The 15,521-nt window shown below is 64.9% G+C and carries 15 protein-coding genes; 3 read left to right on the top strand and 12 right to left on the bottom strand.

Translation table 11 applies throughout. The features are described from left to right. Positions 1-119 precede the first annotated feature (119 nt). Positions 120-551 carry an FKBP-type peptidyl-prolyl cis-trans isomerase gene (locus tag RCH14_RS08785; protein ID WP_343025753.1) on the top strand — a complete coding sequence of 144 codons (432 nt, stop codon included), beginning with the start codon at positions 120-122 and terminating at the stop codon, positions 549-551. Positions 552-995: 444 nt separating this feature from the next. On the opposite strand, the gene RCH14_RS08780 is transcribed toward RCH14_RS08785, so the two are convergent. From RCH14_RS08780 to RCH14_RS08740, 9 genes are all read right to left on the bottom strand, one after another. Next, a complete protein-coding gene (locus RCH14_RS08780) occupies positions 996-1,463 on the bottom strand; it encodes a GNAT family N-acetyltransferase (protein WP_343025752.1) in 468 nt (155 codons plus the stop codon). Between the two features lie 42 nt (positions 1,464-1,505). Continuing rightward, a complete protein-coding gene (locus RCH14_RS08775) occupies positions 1,506-2,552 on the bottom strand; it encodes a histone deacetylase family protein (protein ID WP_343025751.1) in 1,047 nt (348 codons plus the stop codon). 52 nt (positions 2,553-2,604) lie between these two features. Continuing rightward, entirely contained in the window at positions 2,605-4,200 is a 1,596-nt protein-coding gene (gshA, locus tag RCH14_RS08770; protein WP_343025750.1) for a glutamate--cysteine ligase, read from the bottom strand. 78 nt (positions 4,201-4,278) lie between these two features. Beyond that, positions 4,279-6,303, bottom strand: a complete 2,025-nt coding sequence (locus RCH14_RS08765) for a DUF885 domain-containing protein (RefSeq protein WP_343025749.1) — start codon at positions 6,301-6,303, stop codon at positions 4,279-4,281. A gap of 58 nt (positions 6,304-6,361) precedes the next feature. Further along, positions 6,362-7,183: a peptide chain release factor N(5)-glutamine methyltransferase gene (gene prmC, locus RCH14_RS08760; RefSeq protein ID WP_343025748.1), complete on the bottom strand. Its 822-nt coding sequence runs from the start codon at positions 7,181-7,183 to the stop codon at positions 6,362-6,364. Continuing rightward, positions 7,180-7,665: a disulfide bond formation protein B gene (locus RCH14_RS08755; RefSeq protein WP_343025747.1), complete on the bottom strand. Its 486-nt coding sequence runs from the start codon at positions 7,663-7,665 to the stop codon at positions 7,180-7,182. The genes prmC and RCH14_RS08755 overlap by 4 nt, the downstream gene beginning before the upstream one ends. Before the next feature lie 128 nt (positions 7,666-7,793). Continuing rightward, the gene (gene prfA / locus RCH14_RS08750; protein ID WP_343025746.1) at positions 7,794-8,870 is read right to left on the bottom strand and encodes a peptide chain release factor 1; all 1,077 of its coding nucleotides are present in this window, start codon (positions 8,868-8,870) and stop codon (positions 7,794-7,796) included. 110 nt (positions 8,871-8,980) lie between these two features. Beyond that, positions 8,981-10,255: a glutamyl-tRNA reductase gene (gene hemA / locus RCH14_RS08745; protein ID WP_343025745.1), complete on the bottom strand. Its 1,275-nt coding sequence runs from the start codon at positions 10,253-10,255 to the stop codon at positions 8,981-8,983. 70 nt (positions 10,256-10,325) lie between these two features. After that, a complete protein-coding gene (locus RCH14_RS08740; protein ID WP_332531809.1) occupies positions 10,326-11,015 on the bottom strand; it encodes a response regulator transcription factor in 690 nt (229 codons plus the stop codon). Positions 11,016-11,245: 230 nt separating this feature from the next. On the opposite strand from RCH14_RS08740, the gene RCH14_RS08735 reads away from it, so the two are divergent. Beyond that, positions 11,246-11,809, top strand: a complete 564-nt coding sequence (locus RCH14_RS08735) for a hypothetical protein (RefSeq protein WP_343025744.1) — start codon at positions 11,246-11,248, stop codon at positions 11,807-11,809. Between the two features lie 172 nt (positions 11,810-11,981). Here the strand turns inward: RCH14_RS08735 and minE are convergent, their stop codons facing one another. The 3 genes from minE to minC are packed head-to-tail and all read right to left on the bottom strand — an operon-like array spanning position 11,982 to position 13,894. After that, positions 11,982-12,233 (bottom strand): cell division topological specificity factor MinE, encoded by a 252-nt coding sequence (minE, locus tag RCH14_RS08730; RefSeq protein ID WP_183554769.1) that lies wholly within the window; start codon positions 12,231-12,233, stop codon positions 11,982-11,984. A gap of 1 nt (position 12,234) precedes the next feature. Then, on the bottom strand, positions 12,235-13,050 hold the full coding sequence (minD, locus tag RCH14_RS08725) for a septum site-determining protein MinD (RefSeq protein ID WP_343025743.1): 816 nt from the start codon (positions 13,048-13,050) through the stop codon (positions 12,235-12,237). Positions 13,051-13,087: 37 nt separating this feature from the next. After that, entirely contained in the window at positions 13,088-13,894 is an 807-nt protein-coding gene (gene minC / locus RCH14_RS08720; protein ID WP_343025742.1) for a septum site-determining protein MinC, read from the bottom strand. Between the two features lie 364 nt (positions 13,895-14,258). On the opposite strand from minC, the gene RCH14_RS08715 reads away from it, so the two are divergent. Next, the gene (locus RCH14_RS08715) at positions 14,259-15,437 is read left to right on the top strand and encodes an acetyl-CoA C-acetyltransferase (protein ID WP_343025741.1); all 1,179 of its coding nucleotides are present in this window, start codon (positions 14,259-14,261) and stop codon (positions 15,435-15,437) included. Positions 15,438-15,521 lie beyond the last annotated feature (84 nt).

Raw genomic sequence — 15,521 nt, 5'->3', positions numbered from 1 at the left:
TACAATTTTTAGACAAAGTCCGGACAGTTTCATGTGACTGATTCGATAAGGTACGAGCATTGGTCATACCCAATTTCTCGTACCTGTCTCGTAGCCCTTTTTTCAGTCAAGGATGTCCCATGATGAAGTTTCCCCTGATCGCCGCCTTTGCCGCCATGCTCGCCCTGAGCGCCTGCGGCGGTGGCAGCGATGATTCGCCCGCCAAGCCAGCCGTGAGCAGCCCTGCTGCCCTGACCAAGACCGACAACGTCGTTGGTACCGGCGCCGAAGCCGTCACCGGCAAGCGCGTTACCGTTGCCTATACGCTGTGGCTGTACAGCGCGACGGCGAGCGACTTCAAGGGCACGCGCCAGGAAGCCAGCGAATTTGCGTTCACCGTGGGCAGCCGCGATACCATCACCGGCTTCGACCAGGGTGTAACCGGCATGAAGGTCGGCGGCAAGCGCACGATCCTGATTCCATCGGCACTGGCCTACGGCGCTGCCGGCCGCGGACCGATCCCGGCGAATGCGGGGCTGGTGTTCGAAGTGACGCTGAACAAGGTCGAGTAAGCCACTCCAGGTCGTAGGGTGGGCGGGTTTCCCGCCCACGCGTTCCACGCCCTTTCGCACAGCACGGCACGAACGTGGTTTCGCGGTTTGTCGACTAGCCGTGCCCGAGTCGTCGTCTGTGTGGCGTCCAAGCCCGATGCGGCGCACACGGCTGATCCGGCGCACGGGCCGGCGTTTGTCCATCGGCGATGCTCGGGACTTTGCCGCCACGAGCCCGCCATGCCGCCTTTCCTGCCGATTCTCGGCGCGTTACCATTCCTTGTTCTGCCCTCATCTGGCGCCGCCATGCCCGTACCGGGCCTGGTGGCGCCTGCCTGCGTGGTTGCCACAACCAGGCCCATGGGACACCACGAACCACCGGCTTGGCTGCTGCTGGCCGGTGCCGTCATCCTGCTTGGCGCCGGCCGTTTGGCGGCATCCTGAACGGCGTGCCGCGTGCCGCATTTAGCGCAGCATGTCGATGTGCATGATCCCGTCTTCGTCATACGGCGCCGACACCGTCTCGAAGCCGAAGCTCGCGTAGAAGCGCTCCAGGTATTGCTGGGCGCCGATGCGTATGCGGTGGCCCGGGTGCAGCGCGTCGGCATGGGCGATGCCCTGCTCGAGCAGCGCGCGGCCGGCGCCGCTGCCGCGTGCGGCCGGCGTCGTGATGACGCGGCCGATGGACATCTCGTCGTACTTCGCGCCCGGCGCCAGCACGCGCAGGTAGGCGGCCAGCTGGCGCTTGCCGTCCACGTCGCGCCAGCCGAGCAGGTGGTGCGCCTCGAGGTCGTAGCCGTCGATGTCCGGGTACAGGCAGGTCTGCTCGAGGATGAAGACGTTCTGGCGCGCGGCCAGCACGTCATACAGGTCGAACGGGGTCAGGTCGGCGAAGCGGGAGAATTGCCAGTCGATGGTGCTGGGGGAGGTCATGGGCAGATGAGGATGAATGAAGAAAAATGTGGCAGGAGCGCGTTATTCGGCCGCGGTCTCGAACCCTTCGAGCACGTTGACGGTATGGATGCCCAGCTCCGGGCTCATGGCGCCGCCTTCGAAAATGAACACGGTCGGTAAACCCAGATGCGCGATGCGCTCGCCGATGCGCAGGAAGTCGCCGCCCTGCAGGTTGAAGCGCGGGTCGTTGCCATGGGCGGAGGTATCGACGCCCAGCGAGACCACGAGCGCCTGCGGGCGCGTCATGGCAATCTTCAGGCACGCTGTTTCCAGCGCCGCAAACCAGGTGGCGCTGCTGCTGCCCGGTGCGAGTGGCAGGTTCATCGTGTGCCCCAGGCCTGCGCCGCTGCCGGTTTCGTCGGCGTGGCCCAAGTAGAACGGGTACTCGACGCGCGGATCGGCGTGGATCGAGATGAACAGCACGTCGCTGCAGCCATAGAAGATGCTCTGGGTGCCGTTGCCGTGGTGGTAGTCGAGGTCGAGGATGGCGACGCGCTCGCGCCCGTCGTCGAGCAGGTGCTGCGCTGCCAGCGCGGCATTGTTCAGAAAGCACGCACCGCCGAAGAAATCGCTGCCGGCGTGGTGGCCGGGCGGGCGCGTCAGCGCAAAGGTGCCGCGCTCGCCGCGCTGCAATGCGTGGGCGGCATTGACGGCGCAATCGGCGCCGGTCTTGGCCGCGACCCAGGTGCCACCGGTCAGCGGCGTGCCGCAATCCATCGAGTACAGGCCAAGGCGGGCGCAGAAATTCTCGGGTTCGATGTCGCTGCGCAGCGTGCGCACCGGCCACACGGCAGGAAAGGCATCCTTGCCGGCGTTGCCCGGATCGAGCGCGAGCCACTCGTTCCAGGCCGTGCGCAAGAAGTGCAGGTAGCGCGGACTATGCACGCGCTCGAGTGTCATCAGGGGCACACCATGTGGCGTGACGATGGCGCCCAGACCGCGCCGCTCGTATTCCGCCAGCACCAGGCTCACGCGCTCGGGCTTTTCCGAACACGGCACCAGCGCGCCGCGCCCGATCTCGGCGCGGCCGTCATGCTGGGCATGGTGTTCGTTATAAAACGTGAGCAAGTGGTCCTCGTGCGTCGGTGCAGGTGAGGCAGGTGGGGCGGGCTCTGCAGCCTCAGTTATCGCAGCACAGTGTACTGCTGTTGTACGCCGCAACGAAGGCGTCGAAGCTGCCGGTATCGGTTTGCTCGATGATCATCTGGTCGGTGATCGAGACCGCCGCCATCTCGTCGAACAGCCCTTCTTCGGCCGGCATCAGCGGGCTGTCGCGGAACGACGCCGCGTGCAGCGTGCTCTGCTGCAGGCCGAATGCCGCAGCCGAGCCCAGGGCGCGAATTTCGTCCAGCACGCGCGCCGATGGCGTCAGCGCCGGATCCTCGATCTTGGCTTTCTGGCGGCCCAGCGAGGCGGCGTGCACGTCGCCCTCGTTATGCCCGTCGTCGAGCAGCGCGGCCACGGGCCGGATGCGTTCGATCAGCTCGAGCGCCCAGGTCGTAAGCGGCACGTCGAGGCCGTCGCGCGTGAGCGTCAGGCCGGGCCGGCGGCCTTCCTTGACCGTGCGCGCGAAATTACGCGCATGCATGGCGCTGTCATGGTCGCTGATCAAAGGGCTTTCCTCGAGGGCGCAGAATAGCAGGAACGCGTCCAGGAAACGGCCTGTTTCGAGCGAGATGCCAACCGGCTCGTACGGATCGACGTCCATGCAGCGCACCTCGATGTACTGCACGCCGCGGTTGCACAGGGCCTGCACCGGACGCTCGCCGGTGCGGATCACGCGCTTGGGCCGGATGGTCGAGTAGTACTCGTTCTCGATCTGCAGCACGTTGGTCGACAGCTGGATCCATTCGCCATCTTTCTTGGTGCCCAGTTCCTGGTACGGCGGATACGGGCGATTGACCGCGTCCATCAGGCTGGTGACGTAGCTTTCCAGGCTGTTCTCGTGCGGGCGCAGGCCCGACTGTGCATCGTTCTGATAACCGAGGTCGCTCATGCGCAGGCTGGTCGCGTACGGCAGGTACAGCGTGTCGTTCGACAGCGTCTCGAGCGTGTGCGCACGGCCGCGCAGGAAGCTCGTGGTCAACGCCGGCGTCGCGCCGAACAGGTACATCAGCAACCACGAGTAACGACGGAAGTTGCGCACCATCGCGATATAGCTTTCGGACTGGAAATCGCGCAGCGCGTGACGGCGTTCTTCAACGATGCCTTCGTCCTGGGCAAACACCTGCCACAGCTTTTCCGGCAGCGAGTAGTTGTAGTGAATGCCCGCGATGCACTGCATCGCCTTGCCATAGCGCAGCGCCAGGCCGCGCCGGTACACGTGCTTGAGCTGGCCGATATTCGAGGTGCCGTAGTACGCGATCTCGATCTCTTCTTCGGGCGGCAATTCGCCCGGCATCGACACGCCCCACAGCATCTCGTCGCCCAGCTTGGTGTACGCATGGCGGTGGATTGCATCGAGGCGGTGCAGCGCCAGCGAGATATCGTGCTCGACCGGCGTGATGAATTCCATCAGTGCTTCAGCGTAGTCGGTGGTGATGCTGGGGTGCGTCAGTGCCGAACCGAGGGCAGGTGAATGCGGGGTGCGCGCGAGCTGGCCGGCAGCATCCACGCGCAGCGTTTCGCGCTCGATGCCGCGCAGGCCCTGGCCCAGCAAAGCGCGGTGTTCGTCGTCGCCCAGCAGGGCCAGACGGCGGTTGAATTGGTTCGACACGGTGTTTCCTTTCTTATACTGCCTGTTTCGGTTGGTGCAGAGATTAACCGAAAATCGGACTCCACGTTCGGGCGCTCATCATTCGCGCCAGGGCGGTGCCCGGTATGACGGCACCGCGGGCGGCGGGGCGGTTTTGGCGGGCGGTACGAAATCGGGCGCCGGGCCCGGTTCGAGCCCCGGCGGCACTTCGCCATCAAAGGTGAAGTCAAATTCGAACACCGGTTCAAGCACCGGGACAACCGATTCGAATTCGGCATTGAACGTGTCGTCCGGCGCCGTTTCCAGCATCGGCGCCGAGACCGGCGTATCCGGGGCCGCGATCCAGCGCTCGACCTGGCGTTCCAGCTCATTCAAAGGCAGCGCGCCGTTGCCCAGTACCGCGTCATGGAAACGCCGCGCGTCGAACCTGGCGCCCAGCGCCGCGCGTGCCTTGTTGCGCAGCGCCAGGATGCGCAGCTGGCCGATCTTGTAGCTCAGCGCCTGCGCCGGGCGGGCGATATAACGATCGACCTCGGCCTCATTGTCCGCCGGCGGGTTGGCCGTGTTCGCGGCCAGAAAATCGATTGCCTGCTGGCGCGACCAGCCCAGCGTGTGGATGCCGGTATCGACCACCAGCCGCGCGGCGCGAAACATCTCTTCGTTCAGGTGACCGAACAGTGAGAACGGGTCCTTGAACAGGCCCAGCTCCGGGCCCAGGCCTTCGGCGTAGGTCGCCCAGCCTTCGCCGAACGCGTCGTACCAGCCGTCACGGCGAAACGCCGGTAGTGCCAGTTCCTGCGCGCGTGCCACCTGCAGATGGTGGCCAGGCACCGCTTCGTGCAGCGCGATGGTGTCGACCTGCCACATCGGCCGTGCGTCCAGCCGCACCGTGTCGACCACCAGCGCGGCGCTGCGCTGGGCGCTGCCGGCCTCGTAGTAGGCGGCCGGCTGGCCGGTGGTGCTTGCGCCCATCGGCTTGACGACGATGCCGGCCGCCGGCACGCTCGTGACCACGCGGCCCAGGCGTGCCTGGGCCAGCGCCAGCGTACGCCGGTAGCGGTCGAGCAGGGCGTTCGGGTCGGTGAAATACAGCCGCCGGTCGCTCCGTGCGAACACGATGAACTCCGCAAAGCCGCCGCGAAAACCGGTGCGCGGAATCACGGCCTCGATCGCGGCGCGCAGGCGAGCGACTTCCTGCACACCCAGCGCGTGCACCTGGGCCGGCGTGAGCGTCGTACTGGTGCTGGTGCGTACCAGGTGGGCATACCAGTCGGCGCCGCCGGCCTGCTGGCTCGCGCCGATCGTCGCGCGCGCGCCCGGCAGATAGTCCTGGCGCAGGAATGTTTCGAGCGTGCGCAGGCTGGGCGCGACGGTATTGGCCAGCGCGGCGGCGCCCGCGGCGCGCAAGGCATCGCGCGTTTCGGGTGCGATCGATGCGGGGATGCGCTTGAACGGCGCGCCGAGCGGACCATCTTGCAGGCCCTCGCGCAGCGCGCGCAACGCGTCCGGTACCGGCGCCAGCGCCGCCTTTGGTGTCGTCCAGCCGGCTTGCCGACCGGCGCGCAGTTGCTCGATCAGACCATCGACGTGGGCCGGCAGCGCTTGCAGGCGTGCCAGGTAAGTCTGGTAGTCGGCGTCGCTCGTGAACGGCATCTGCGCCACCATACGCGGCAGTCGCACGTGCAGGCCATCGTAGGCGGTGATCGGTTGCGGATCGAACGGCGTCAAGGCGGCGCCTGCCAGGAAGCGTTGCTTGTCGGCGCTGAACAGATCGAGCGATAGCTGGTCCTGGCTCGTCAGCGCGCTGCGTTCGATCGCGCGGGCCGCGGCCAGCATGGCGCGTTCGTGCTCGATGGCCTGCGCGCGCGCGGCCAGCGAGGTGTCGGTGAGATAAGCGTTGTAGCGGTGCTCGCCCAGGGCCGTGGCGCGTTCGGGCGCATGCCGCAGTTGCCATTGCCAGTCGCGCTCGAACAGCTGGGCCGCCTGCGTTGCCGGCGTCTCGGTCGGGGTGGCCGGCTGCACGGTGGCGGCAACCGTCGCCATCGCGGGCAATGGCGCAGGCGCGGGCACGGCGGCGCAGAGGGGCGGCACGAGCAAGGCAAGTGATGCGAACAGGACGCGCATGCAGTCTCCGGTAACAGGACTAGTCATTTTAGCAAGTCCAGTGCCGGGCCGGCGCGCCTTACGCGCCGCGCCGGCCACCGCTGACGCGCTCGATACCGGCCAGGTCGCGCCAGCTTTGCACGTCGCCGTACCCGCGCGAGTCCAGCAGTGCGCGCACGGCGTCGGCCTGGTCGTAGCCGTGTTCGAGCAGCAGCCAGCCGCCGGCGTCCAGGTGCGCGCCGGCGCCATCGACGATCTGGCGCAGGTCGGACAGGCCGTCGGCGTGGTCGGTCAGCGCGTCCACCGGTTCGAAGCGCAGATCGCCTTCGCTCAGGTGCGCGTCGCCGGCCACGATGTACGGCGGATTCGAGGCAATGAGCTCGAAACGTTCATCACCCAATCCGGCAAACCAGTCACTGCGCACGAAGCGCACGCGCGCGCCGTTGGCAGCGGCGTTCATGCGCGCAATCGCCAGGGCGTCGTCGCTGACGTCCAGGGCGGTGACGGTCAGGTCGGGCCGGGTGTGGGCCACGGCGACCGCAATGGCGCCGCTACCGGTGCCCATGTCGAGCAGGCGCGCTTGCGGCGCCAGGCGCTCGAGCGCGAGTTCGACCAGCAGTTCGGTGTCGGGCCGCGGAATCAGTACGGCCGGCGTGACCTTGAACGGCAGCCCAAAAAATTCGCGTTCACCGGTGATATAGGCGATCGGTTCGCCAGCCAGGCGCCGTTCGACGAGGCCACTGAGCAGCATCGCTTCGTCGCTGGTCAGGACGCGCTCGGATTGCGTGATCAGCGCCACGCGCGGCAGGCTCAATGCATGGCACAGCAGGATGCGGTTTTCCAGCGCATCGAGCGGCAGCGCCAGGCGCGCCTGGGCCAGGGTGACGCCGGCTTGGATCATGCGTTGGCGCGGCGCAGCTGGCGCACCAGGACCCAGCCCAGCAGCACGGTGAGGATCACGAACCAGACAGCCGACCACTGCGGGATCGCCAGGCCCAGCACCTTGTCGGTCGCGCCTTCGCACAGGCCATCGGCGCGGAACAGCCACGGCAGGTATTCGGCCGTCGGGATCTTGTTGAGCATGGTTTCCATCGGATCGATGCCGCACGAGAAGCCCGGGTTGGCGATCACATACAGGTGCTTGCCGACCGTGATCAAGCCACCGACGGCAGCCAGCAGCGCGACGACGACGCTGCCGCTGATCTTGCCGGTAAAGGCGCCGACGAGGGCGGCCAGGCCGATGCCGAGGAAGAAATACCGCTGGATCACGCACAGCGGGCAAGGCCGCATTTCCAGGCTGTGTTGCAGATAGAGGGCAAAGCCGACCAGCGCAAAACTGATGAAGGAGATGATGAACAGGGCCTGGCGGTTGGTAGGTTGCATGATGGGTGGTTTTCTCGGCGAAGGACGGGAAGAGACGCGATCGTGGGCGGTGGATCGGGAGCGCCCATTTTCGCACAAACGTTATCAAGGGCTTCCCGCTATTTTCAATCTGGCAACTTAAAGCGGCCTTAGTCGCCCAGCGCCGCCAGTTGCTCGGCCTGATGCTCCGACGCCAGCGCATTGGTCAGGTCGCTCAGGTCGCCATCCATGATGAAATCGAGCTTGTACAGCGTCAGGTTGATGCGGTGGTCGGTCAGCCGTCCCTGCGGGAAGTTATACGTGCGAATCCGTTCGCTGCGGTCGCCCGAACCGATCAGGCTCTTGCGCGTGGCCGCTTCTTTCGATTGCTGCGCGCGCAGCTGGGCGTCTTTCAGGCGCGCGGCCAGCACTTTCATTGCCTGCGCCTTGTTCTTGTGCTGGCTGCGGTCATCCTGGCATTCGACCACCAGGCCGGTCGGCAGGTGGGTGATGCGCACGGCCGAATCGGTCTTGTTGATGTGCTGCCCGCCGGCGCCCGAGGCGCGGTAGGTGTCGATGCGCAGGTCGGCCGGGTTGATGTCGACATCTTCGACTTCATCGGCCTCGGGCATCACCGCCACCGTGCAGGCCGACGTGTGGATGCGGCCCTGCGTCTCGGTGGCCGGCACGCGTTGCACGCGGTGGCCGCCCGATTCGAATTTCAGCTTCGAATAGGCGCCGTTGCCCACGACGCGCACGATCACCTCGCGGTAGCCGCCCAGGTCCGAGGTGGACTCGGACACCATCTCGACCTGCCAGCGATTGCGCTCGGCAAAGCGCGTGTACATGCGCAGCAGGTCGCCCGCGAACAGCGCCGATTCGTCGCCGCCCGTACCGGCGCGGATCTCGAGGAAGATATTGCGCTCGTCGTTGGCGTCCTTCGGCAGCAGCATCTTTTGCAGTTCCTGCTCGAGCTCTGCCATGCGCACCTTGGCCGCTTCGATTTCTTCCTGCGCGAAGTCCTTCATTTCCGGGTCCTGCAGCATCTCTTGCGCTTCGGCGGTATTGGCCAGCGCGCTTTCGTACTGGCGGTACACGGCCACCAGCGGCGAGAGTTCGGCGTGCTCGCGCGTCATCTTGCGGTAGCTGTCCATATTGGCGGTGACGCCTTCGGTCATCAACAGTTCGTCCAGCTCGACCAGGCGGTTGGCAAGTTGGTCCAGCTTGGAGAGCATGGAAGGTTTCATGGGCGGTATCGGGGATGTAAGGAATCGGGCAGGCCGCGGATTGCGACCGGGTTGCAGCAGAGATGCGCCAGGCATGGCGCGGGCGGGCAGGCCGCCACAGAACAGGTGCGCTAACGGCGACCGCGAAACAGCTGCGGCAGCAGGCTGGCCAGGCGCGCGCGTTCGTCGCCCTGGGCATGGTGCAGGGCCTGTTGCGGGCCATGCAGGAACTTGGCGGTCAGGCCGCGCGACAAGGCTTCGAGCACGGCGTCGGCATCGTCGCCGCGTGCCAGCATGCGCCGCGCGCGTTCGAGTTCGGCCAGGCGCAGCACCTCGCTCGACTCGTGCAGGTCGCGGATCACCGGCACCACGGCGCGATCGCCCACCCAGTGCATGAACGATTCGACGCGCGTTTCGATGATGGCTTCGGCCTGGCGCACGGCGGCCTGGCGGCTTTCCATGCCGGTCTGCACCACCTGGGCCAGGTCGTCGACCGTGTACAGGAACACGTCGTCCAGGCGCGCGACTTCGGGCTCGATATCGCGCGGCACGGCCAGGTCGACCATGAACATCGGGCGATGGCGGCGCGCCTTGACGGCCCGCTCGACCATGCCCAGGCCAATCAGCGGCAGCGTCGAGGCGGTGCACGAAATCACGATGTCGAAGCCGTGCAGGCAGTCGGGCAGCTCGGCCAGGCCGATCGCGCGTCCGTTGTAGCGGCTGGCGAGCAGCGCGCCGCGCTCCATGCTGCGGTTGGCGATGGTGACCGATTTCGGGTTTTGCGCCGAGAAGTGCGCCGCGCACAGTTCGATCATTTCGCCGGCGCCGATGAACAGCACGTGCTGGTCGGCGATGCGGTCGAAGATGCGGTGCGCCAGGCGCACGGCGGCGGCGGCCATCGACACGCTGTGCGCGCCGATCTCGGTGCTCGAGCGCACTTCCTTGGCCACGGCGAAGGTGCGCTGGAACATCTGGTGCAGATAGGTGCCCAGGCCGCCGGCTTCGTCGGCGGTGCGCACGGCGTCCTTCATCTGGCCCAGGATCTGCGGCTCGCCCAGCACCATCGAGTCGAGCCCCGACGCGACGCGAAACGCGTGGCGCACGGCGTCGTCCTGCGGCAGCAGGTACAGGTGGGGACGCAGCTCGGCGTAGTTCAGCGCATGGTAATGGGCCAGAAATTGCGCCGACGCGTCGAGCGGGTCGGGCAGGCTGGTGGCCGCGTACAGCTCGCTGCGGTTGCAGGTCGACAGGATCGCCGCTTCTTCATTGCCCGTAGAGCCATTGCGCGCGAACCAGCCGCGCGCCGACTGCACCGCCGTGCCGATCTGGTCGGGGGCGAGCGCCAGCTGCTCGCGCAGCGAGACCGGTGCGGTCGTGTGGTTCAGGCCAACGGCGAGGAGTTGCATTCTGGGGAGGGTAGAGGGTGAATGACTGGGGTCATTATACCCTCATGGGGCCAGGGCTTCAGATGCCGGGTCAGGCGCCCAGTTTTTCCAGGCGGTAACCGTAGCTATAGACGGGCACCAGGCGAAAGCCGTTTTCGGGGCGCAGATGCAGTTTATTGCGCACCCGCGACACGTGCGTGTCCATTGTGCGTGACGGCACATCGTTGTCGCGGACCCAGACCGACTCGTGGATATAGGCGCGCGAGAGCGGACGGCCGATGTTACGGAAGAACAGCAGCGCCAGCGAAAATTCCTTCTGCGTCACGTCGATCACGGAGCCATCCTTGAGCAGGCGGCCCGGGCGCGTCTCGAAGGTGTACGGGCCAAACTGCAGCTGCTCGGCGCTGTTCTGCGACGGATAGGCGCGGCGCAGCAGGGCGGACACGCGCGAAACCAGTTCGCCGCGACGCAGCGGCTTGATCAGGTAGTCGTCGGCGCCCGCGTTGACGCCGGCGATGATGTCGTCTTCCGCGTTATTGCCGACCAAGAACATCGTCGGCGCCTGCGAGGCCAGCTTTTCCTTGGCGCGGCGCAACACTTCGGCGCCATCCATATCCGGAACGTTCCAGTCCATCACGAGCATGTCGGCGCTATCCTTGCGCAGTTGCGCGAGCAGATCGCGGGCGCTGTCGAACGATTGGCAGTTGTGGCCGGCAGCACTGAGGACTTGGCAAATCAGGTCGGCTTGCGGGCGGTCTTGCTCCAGAACAGCGATCTTCATGATGAGACAAATGTGAAAGTTTACACTGTAGGAAGATTCCTACAAGGTTAAAAACGAATATATCAGACTTTTACAAAATAGTGCTAAATGTAAATACCGTTTTTTCGCATCTTGTTGCAACTGTTGTGTTAAGGGGACCACGTACGGCGTCTTGTCATAGGGGTACACTGGATTTCAAATGAAATCTGAATAACGAAAAGGGTGTGATTATGTTGTTTCGACGCAAAGATGTGACTGTTCCTGAAGACCGTGTGCCCGTCAGTGGTCCGGAAGTCGAGGCGACGCGCCTGCGTTGTCTTGCGCTGGTCAAAAAACGCGCTGCGATGTCGGCGGCCGTTGCGGCGGTGCCAATCCCAGGCCTGGATCTTTTGGCCGATATTACCGGTTTTGCGTCTCTGGTCGATGAGGTCAACGCCGAATTCGGCCTGACCCAGAAGCAGATTGAGCGCCTGAACCCGCGTCTGCGCATCATTGCCTATAAAGCAGCGGCGTCGGTCGGCGGCATGTTGGTCGGCAAACTGGTCACGCGTGGCGTGGTACTGCGCCTGTTCCAGCGCGTGGCAGGCCGGGTGGCTGTCAAGTCGAGCGCGAAGATGGTGCCGATTGCCGGCCAGATCGCATCGGCTGTCATCGGCTACACGCTGTTCAAGCGGATGGGCGCGCAGCACGTGGAAGCCTGCGTGGCCGTGGCGCGCGAGCTCGAGAATGCCGGCATCGACCATAACGTGGCCGAGGACGACGATGCCGTGGGCGCGACGAGCGGCACGGCGAAGGCGCCGCTGCTGGTGATGTAACGCTGGCCGGAGGTGTTGAACGCGTGGACGGGAAACCCGTCCACCCTACAGCGGACGTAGGGTGGGCGGCTACGCCGCCCACGCGTTCAATGAACCTGTCCTCGCCACGAAAGACGACCGTCCAAAACAAAGCCCGCTCGAAGCGGGCTTTGTCGATCACGGGTGTGCACGTTCAGTTATCCGGCAGCACCACGTTCACATCCAGCACTTCCAGGTTGCCCTGGCGGTCGAGCGACACCTTGATGTCGTCCGGATTGACCTTGACGTACTTCGAGATCACCGCGATCAGCTCCTGGTGCAGGGCCGGCAGGAAGTCCGGACCGGCACGGTTGGTGCGTTCGCGCGCGATGATGATCTGCAGGCGTTCCTTGGCAGCTGTCGCGCTCTTCTTTTTTTCGGGGAAGAGAAAGGATAGCAGTGCCATCTCACTTGGCTCCGAAGATACGCTGGAACAACCCTGGCTTTTCGTAGCTGGTAAAGCGCAGCGGGCGTTCTTCGCCAAGGAAGCGTGCGACCACGTCTTCATAGGCCTCGGCCACGTCGGTTCCCTTGAAGTGAATCGCCGGGTTGCCCTGGTTCGATGCGTGCAGCACCGATTCGGATTCCGGAATGATGCCGATCAGCGGAATGCGCAGGATTTCCTGGACGTCTTGATACGACAGCATTTCGTCGGCGTCGACGCGCTTTGGCGAATAGCGGGTGATCAGGAGGTGTTCCTTGACCGGTTCCGAGCCGCTCTGGGCGCGGCGCGATTTGGCTTGCAGGATGCCCAGGATGCGGTCCGAGTCGCGCACCGACGAGACTTCGGGGTTCGTCACGACGATGGCTTCGTCGGCGAACGTCAGCGCCATCAGCGCGCCGTGCTCGATGCCGGCTGGCGAATCGCAGATGATGAATTCGAATTCCATCTTGACGAGGTCGTTGATCACGCGCTCGACGCCTTCTTCGGACAAGGCGTCCTTGTCGCGCGTCTGCGAGGCCGGCAGGATGAACAGGTTGTCGCAGTGCTTGTCCTTGATCAGCGCCTGGTTCAGGGTCGCTTCGCCATTGACGACGTTGATCAGGTCATACACCACGCGGCGCTCGCAACCCATGATCAGGTCGAGATTGCGCAGGCCGACGTCGAAGTCGATCACGGCGGTCTTGTGGCCACGCAGGGCCAGCCCGGAAGCGAAGCTGGCGCTCGAGGTCGTCTTGCCAACACCGCCCTTGCCGGACGTCACAACAATAATTCGTGCCACAAATAAGTCCTTTTCAGTATCTGTTCAATTCGAGAGGTCAGGCGCGCGACGGCGCCGCGAGCGACTGGATATCGATCCGGTCGCCGACGAGCCGGATCTGCGTCGGCTGACGCGCGAGGTCGGTCGGAAAGCCTTCGTCGAACGTGCGGTAGACGCCGGCGATCGAGACCAGCTCGGGCTGCATTGACAGCGCAAAGATGCGCGCGTCGGCATTGCCCGAGGCGCCGGCCAGCGCGCGACCATTGAGCGGCGCGTATACATGGATGCTGCCATCGGCGATCAGTTCGGCGCCATTGTTGACCACGGCGGTAACGATCAGGTCGGTGCCGCGTGCATAGATGCGCTGGCCGGCGCGCACCGGAGTGTCGATCACCAGCGGCGCCAGTGCGGGCGCGCCCGGCTGGCTTGCCGCGGGGGCCGGGTCAGGAACAGGTGCGGCTGGCGCGGGCGCAGGCTCCGGCGCGGGCGCGGCTGCCGCATGCACGACGAGCGGAGGCGGCATGGCGTGGCCGCCGGCGTGGACGCCGCCCGAGCCATCGTCCAGCGCCAGGCCCTGGGCACGGATCGCATCGATCATCAACGGGCTGGCGCCGCGCACGGCCACGGCGTTGAGGCGATACTTCTTGAGCAGTGCCACGATGGCGGCCCAGTCGATCGTCCAGGCGCTCGAGGTGAAGGCGCTCACGTCGATCACCGCAAACTCGTCCTCGAAAAAATCCGAGACGCCGCCCGTCATCGAGGCCAGGGCGGAATCGATGGCCTCGAGGTCTGCCGAGTGCAGGATCGCCGAAATGGCGACGACCGTGGAAATCTTGATCTCGATGGGAAGCGTGGTCTTGGGCATAAAACAGAGTGGTTGGCATTGCGCTTGTGCATTCTACTGTGAAAATTGTAGAAAAGGACAGAAGCGCACGCATCATTCCTAATGGCAATTGAACAATCACCGAGTTGGAAATTAAGTTCTGTTCTACATCAAACCCTGGCGCTTGCGACCTTGTTTTCGATGAATAAACTGCTAAGATTGCCAGTGCTTAAAGATCAGCATGGGTTCCTCGACCCCCGATCCTCGTTGCTATTTTTTATGGCAGTCCGGGCGGTCTGGGCTTCACTATTCCCATGCGCATGGGCACGCACCCGACAAAGCTGCGCCCCCGTCCCAGGGAAGTCCTGAATAATGCCGGCCTCAGGCCGGTTGAACGGAGAATGAAATGGAAGACGTCGTCATCGTGGCCGCTGGCCGCACCGCAGTTGGTAAATTCGGCGGCACGCTCGCCAAGATCCCCGCCGCCGAACTCGGCGCGCAAGTCATCAAGCATCTGCTGGCCAAGACCGGCATCGATCCCGCCGCTGTCAGCGAAGTCATCATGGGGCAGGTGCTCACCGCCGGCGTCGGCCAGAATCCGGCGCGCCAGGCTCTCATCAAGGCCGGCCTGCCCGAAATGGTTCCGGGCTACACCATCAACAAGGTCTGCGGCAGCGGCCTCAAGGCCACCCACCTGGCCACGCAGGCGATCCGCTGCGGCGACGCCGACATCATCATCGCCGGCGGCCAAGAAAACATGAGCGCCTCGCCGCACGTGCTGTCCGGTTCGCGCGATGGCTTCCGTATGGGCGACGCCAAGCTGGTCGACACCATGATCAATGACGGCCTGTGGGATGCCTTCAATGGCTACCACATGGGCGTGACGGCTGAAAACGTCGCACGCAAGTACGAGATTTCGCGCGCCGAGCAAGACGAATTTGCGCTGCAGTCGCAGCTCAAGGCCGAGGCAGCGCAAAAAGAAGGTCGCTTCAAGGACGAGATCATTCCGATCGAGATCGTCTCCAAAAAAGGCACCACGGTCTTCGACACCGACGAATACCCCAAGCAGGGCAGCACGATCGAAGCGCTGGCCAGCCTGCGTCCCGCCTTCAACAAAGAAGGCAGCGTCACTGCCGGCAATGCGTCGGGCCTGAACGACGGCGCCGCCGCCGTGATCATGATGAGCGCATCGAAAGCGCGCGAACTGGGCTTGACGCCACTGGCGCGCATCAAGGCCTACTCGTCGTCCGGGCTCGATCCGGCGGTCATGGGCATGGGCCCGGTGTCGGCCTCCAGGTTGTGCCTGAAAAAAGCCGGCTGGACCCATGAAGACCTCGACCTCATGGAAATCAACGAAGCCTTCGCTGCCCAGGCCGTTGCCGTGAACAAGGAAATGGGTTGGGACACGTCCAAGATCAACGTCAATGGCGGCGCCATCGCGCTGGGCCACCCGATCGGCGCCTCCGGCGCGCGCGTGCTGGTCACGTTGCTGCACGAAATGATCCGCCGTGATGCCAAGAAGGGCCTGGCCAGTCTCTGCATCGGCGGCGGCATGGGCGTGGCGCTGGCGATCGAGCGCGACTGACGCTGCGGTATCCAGCAGGCGTATTTGACACGGTGACGTGCCACGGCGGCCAGTAGGGTCGCCAACGCCGTCACCGGTTTCGAC

Source organism: Massilia sp. MP_M2 (genome assembly GCF_039123635.1).
GTDB lineage: Bacteria > Pseudomonadota > Gammaproteobacteria > Burkholderiales > Burkholderiaceae_D > Telluria.
The sequence above is the reverse complement of the archived record's forward strand: the minus strand, read 5'-3'. Positions and strand labels throughout refer to the sequence as shown.

Coding starts and splice junctions, on each gene's coding strand:
- RCH14_RS08740 (WP_332531809.1), bottom strand. CDS start 11,015: ATGAAGATCGCTGTTCTGGAGCAAGACCGCCCGCAAGCCGACCTGATT.
- minC (WP_343025742.1), bottom strand. CDS start 13,894: ATGCCCAAGACCACGCTTCCCATCGAGATCAAGATTTCCACGGTCGTC.
- RCH14_RS08780 (WP_343025752.1), bottom strand. CDS start 1,463: ATGACCTCCCCCAGCACCATCGACTGGCAATTCTCCCGCTTCGCCGAC.
- prmC (WP_343025748.1), bottom strand. CDS start 7,183: ATGATCCAAGCCGGCGTCACCCTGGCCCAGGCGCGCCTGGCGCTGCCG.
- RCH14_RS08765 (WP_343025749.1), bottom strand. CDS start 6,303: ATGCGCGTCCTGTTCGCATCACTTGCCTTGCTCGTGCCGCCCCTCTGC.
- hemA (WP_343025745.1), bottom strand. CDS start 10,255: ATGCAACTCCTCGCCGTTGGCCTGAACCACACGACCGCACCGGTCTCG.
- prfA (WP_343025746.1), bottom strand. CDS start 8,870: ATGAAACCTTCCATGCTCTCCAAGCTGGACCAACTTGCCAACCGCCTG.
- minE (WP_183554769.1), bottom strand. CDS start 12,233: ATGGCACTGCTATCCTTTCTCTTCCCCGAAAAAAAGAAGAGCGCGACA.
- RCH14_RS08755 (WP_343025747.1), bottom strand. CDS start 7,665: ATGCAACCTACCAACCGCCAGGCCCTGTTCATCATCTCCTTCATCAGT.
- RCH14_RS08715 (WP_343025741.1), top strand. CDS start 14,259: ATGGAAGACGTCGTCATCGTGGCCGCTGGCCGCACCGCAGTTGGTAAA.
- RCH14_RS08785 (WP_343025753.1), top strand. CDS start 120: ATGATGAAGTTTCCCCTGATCGCCGCCTTTGCCGCCATGCTCGCCCTG.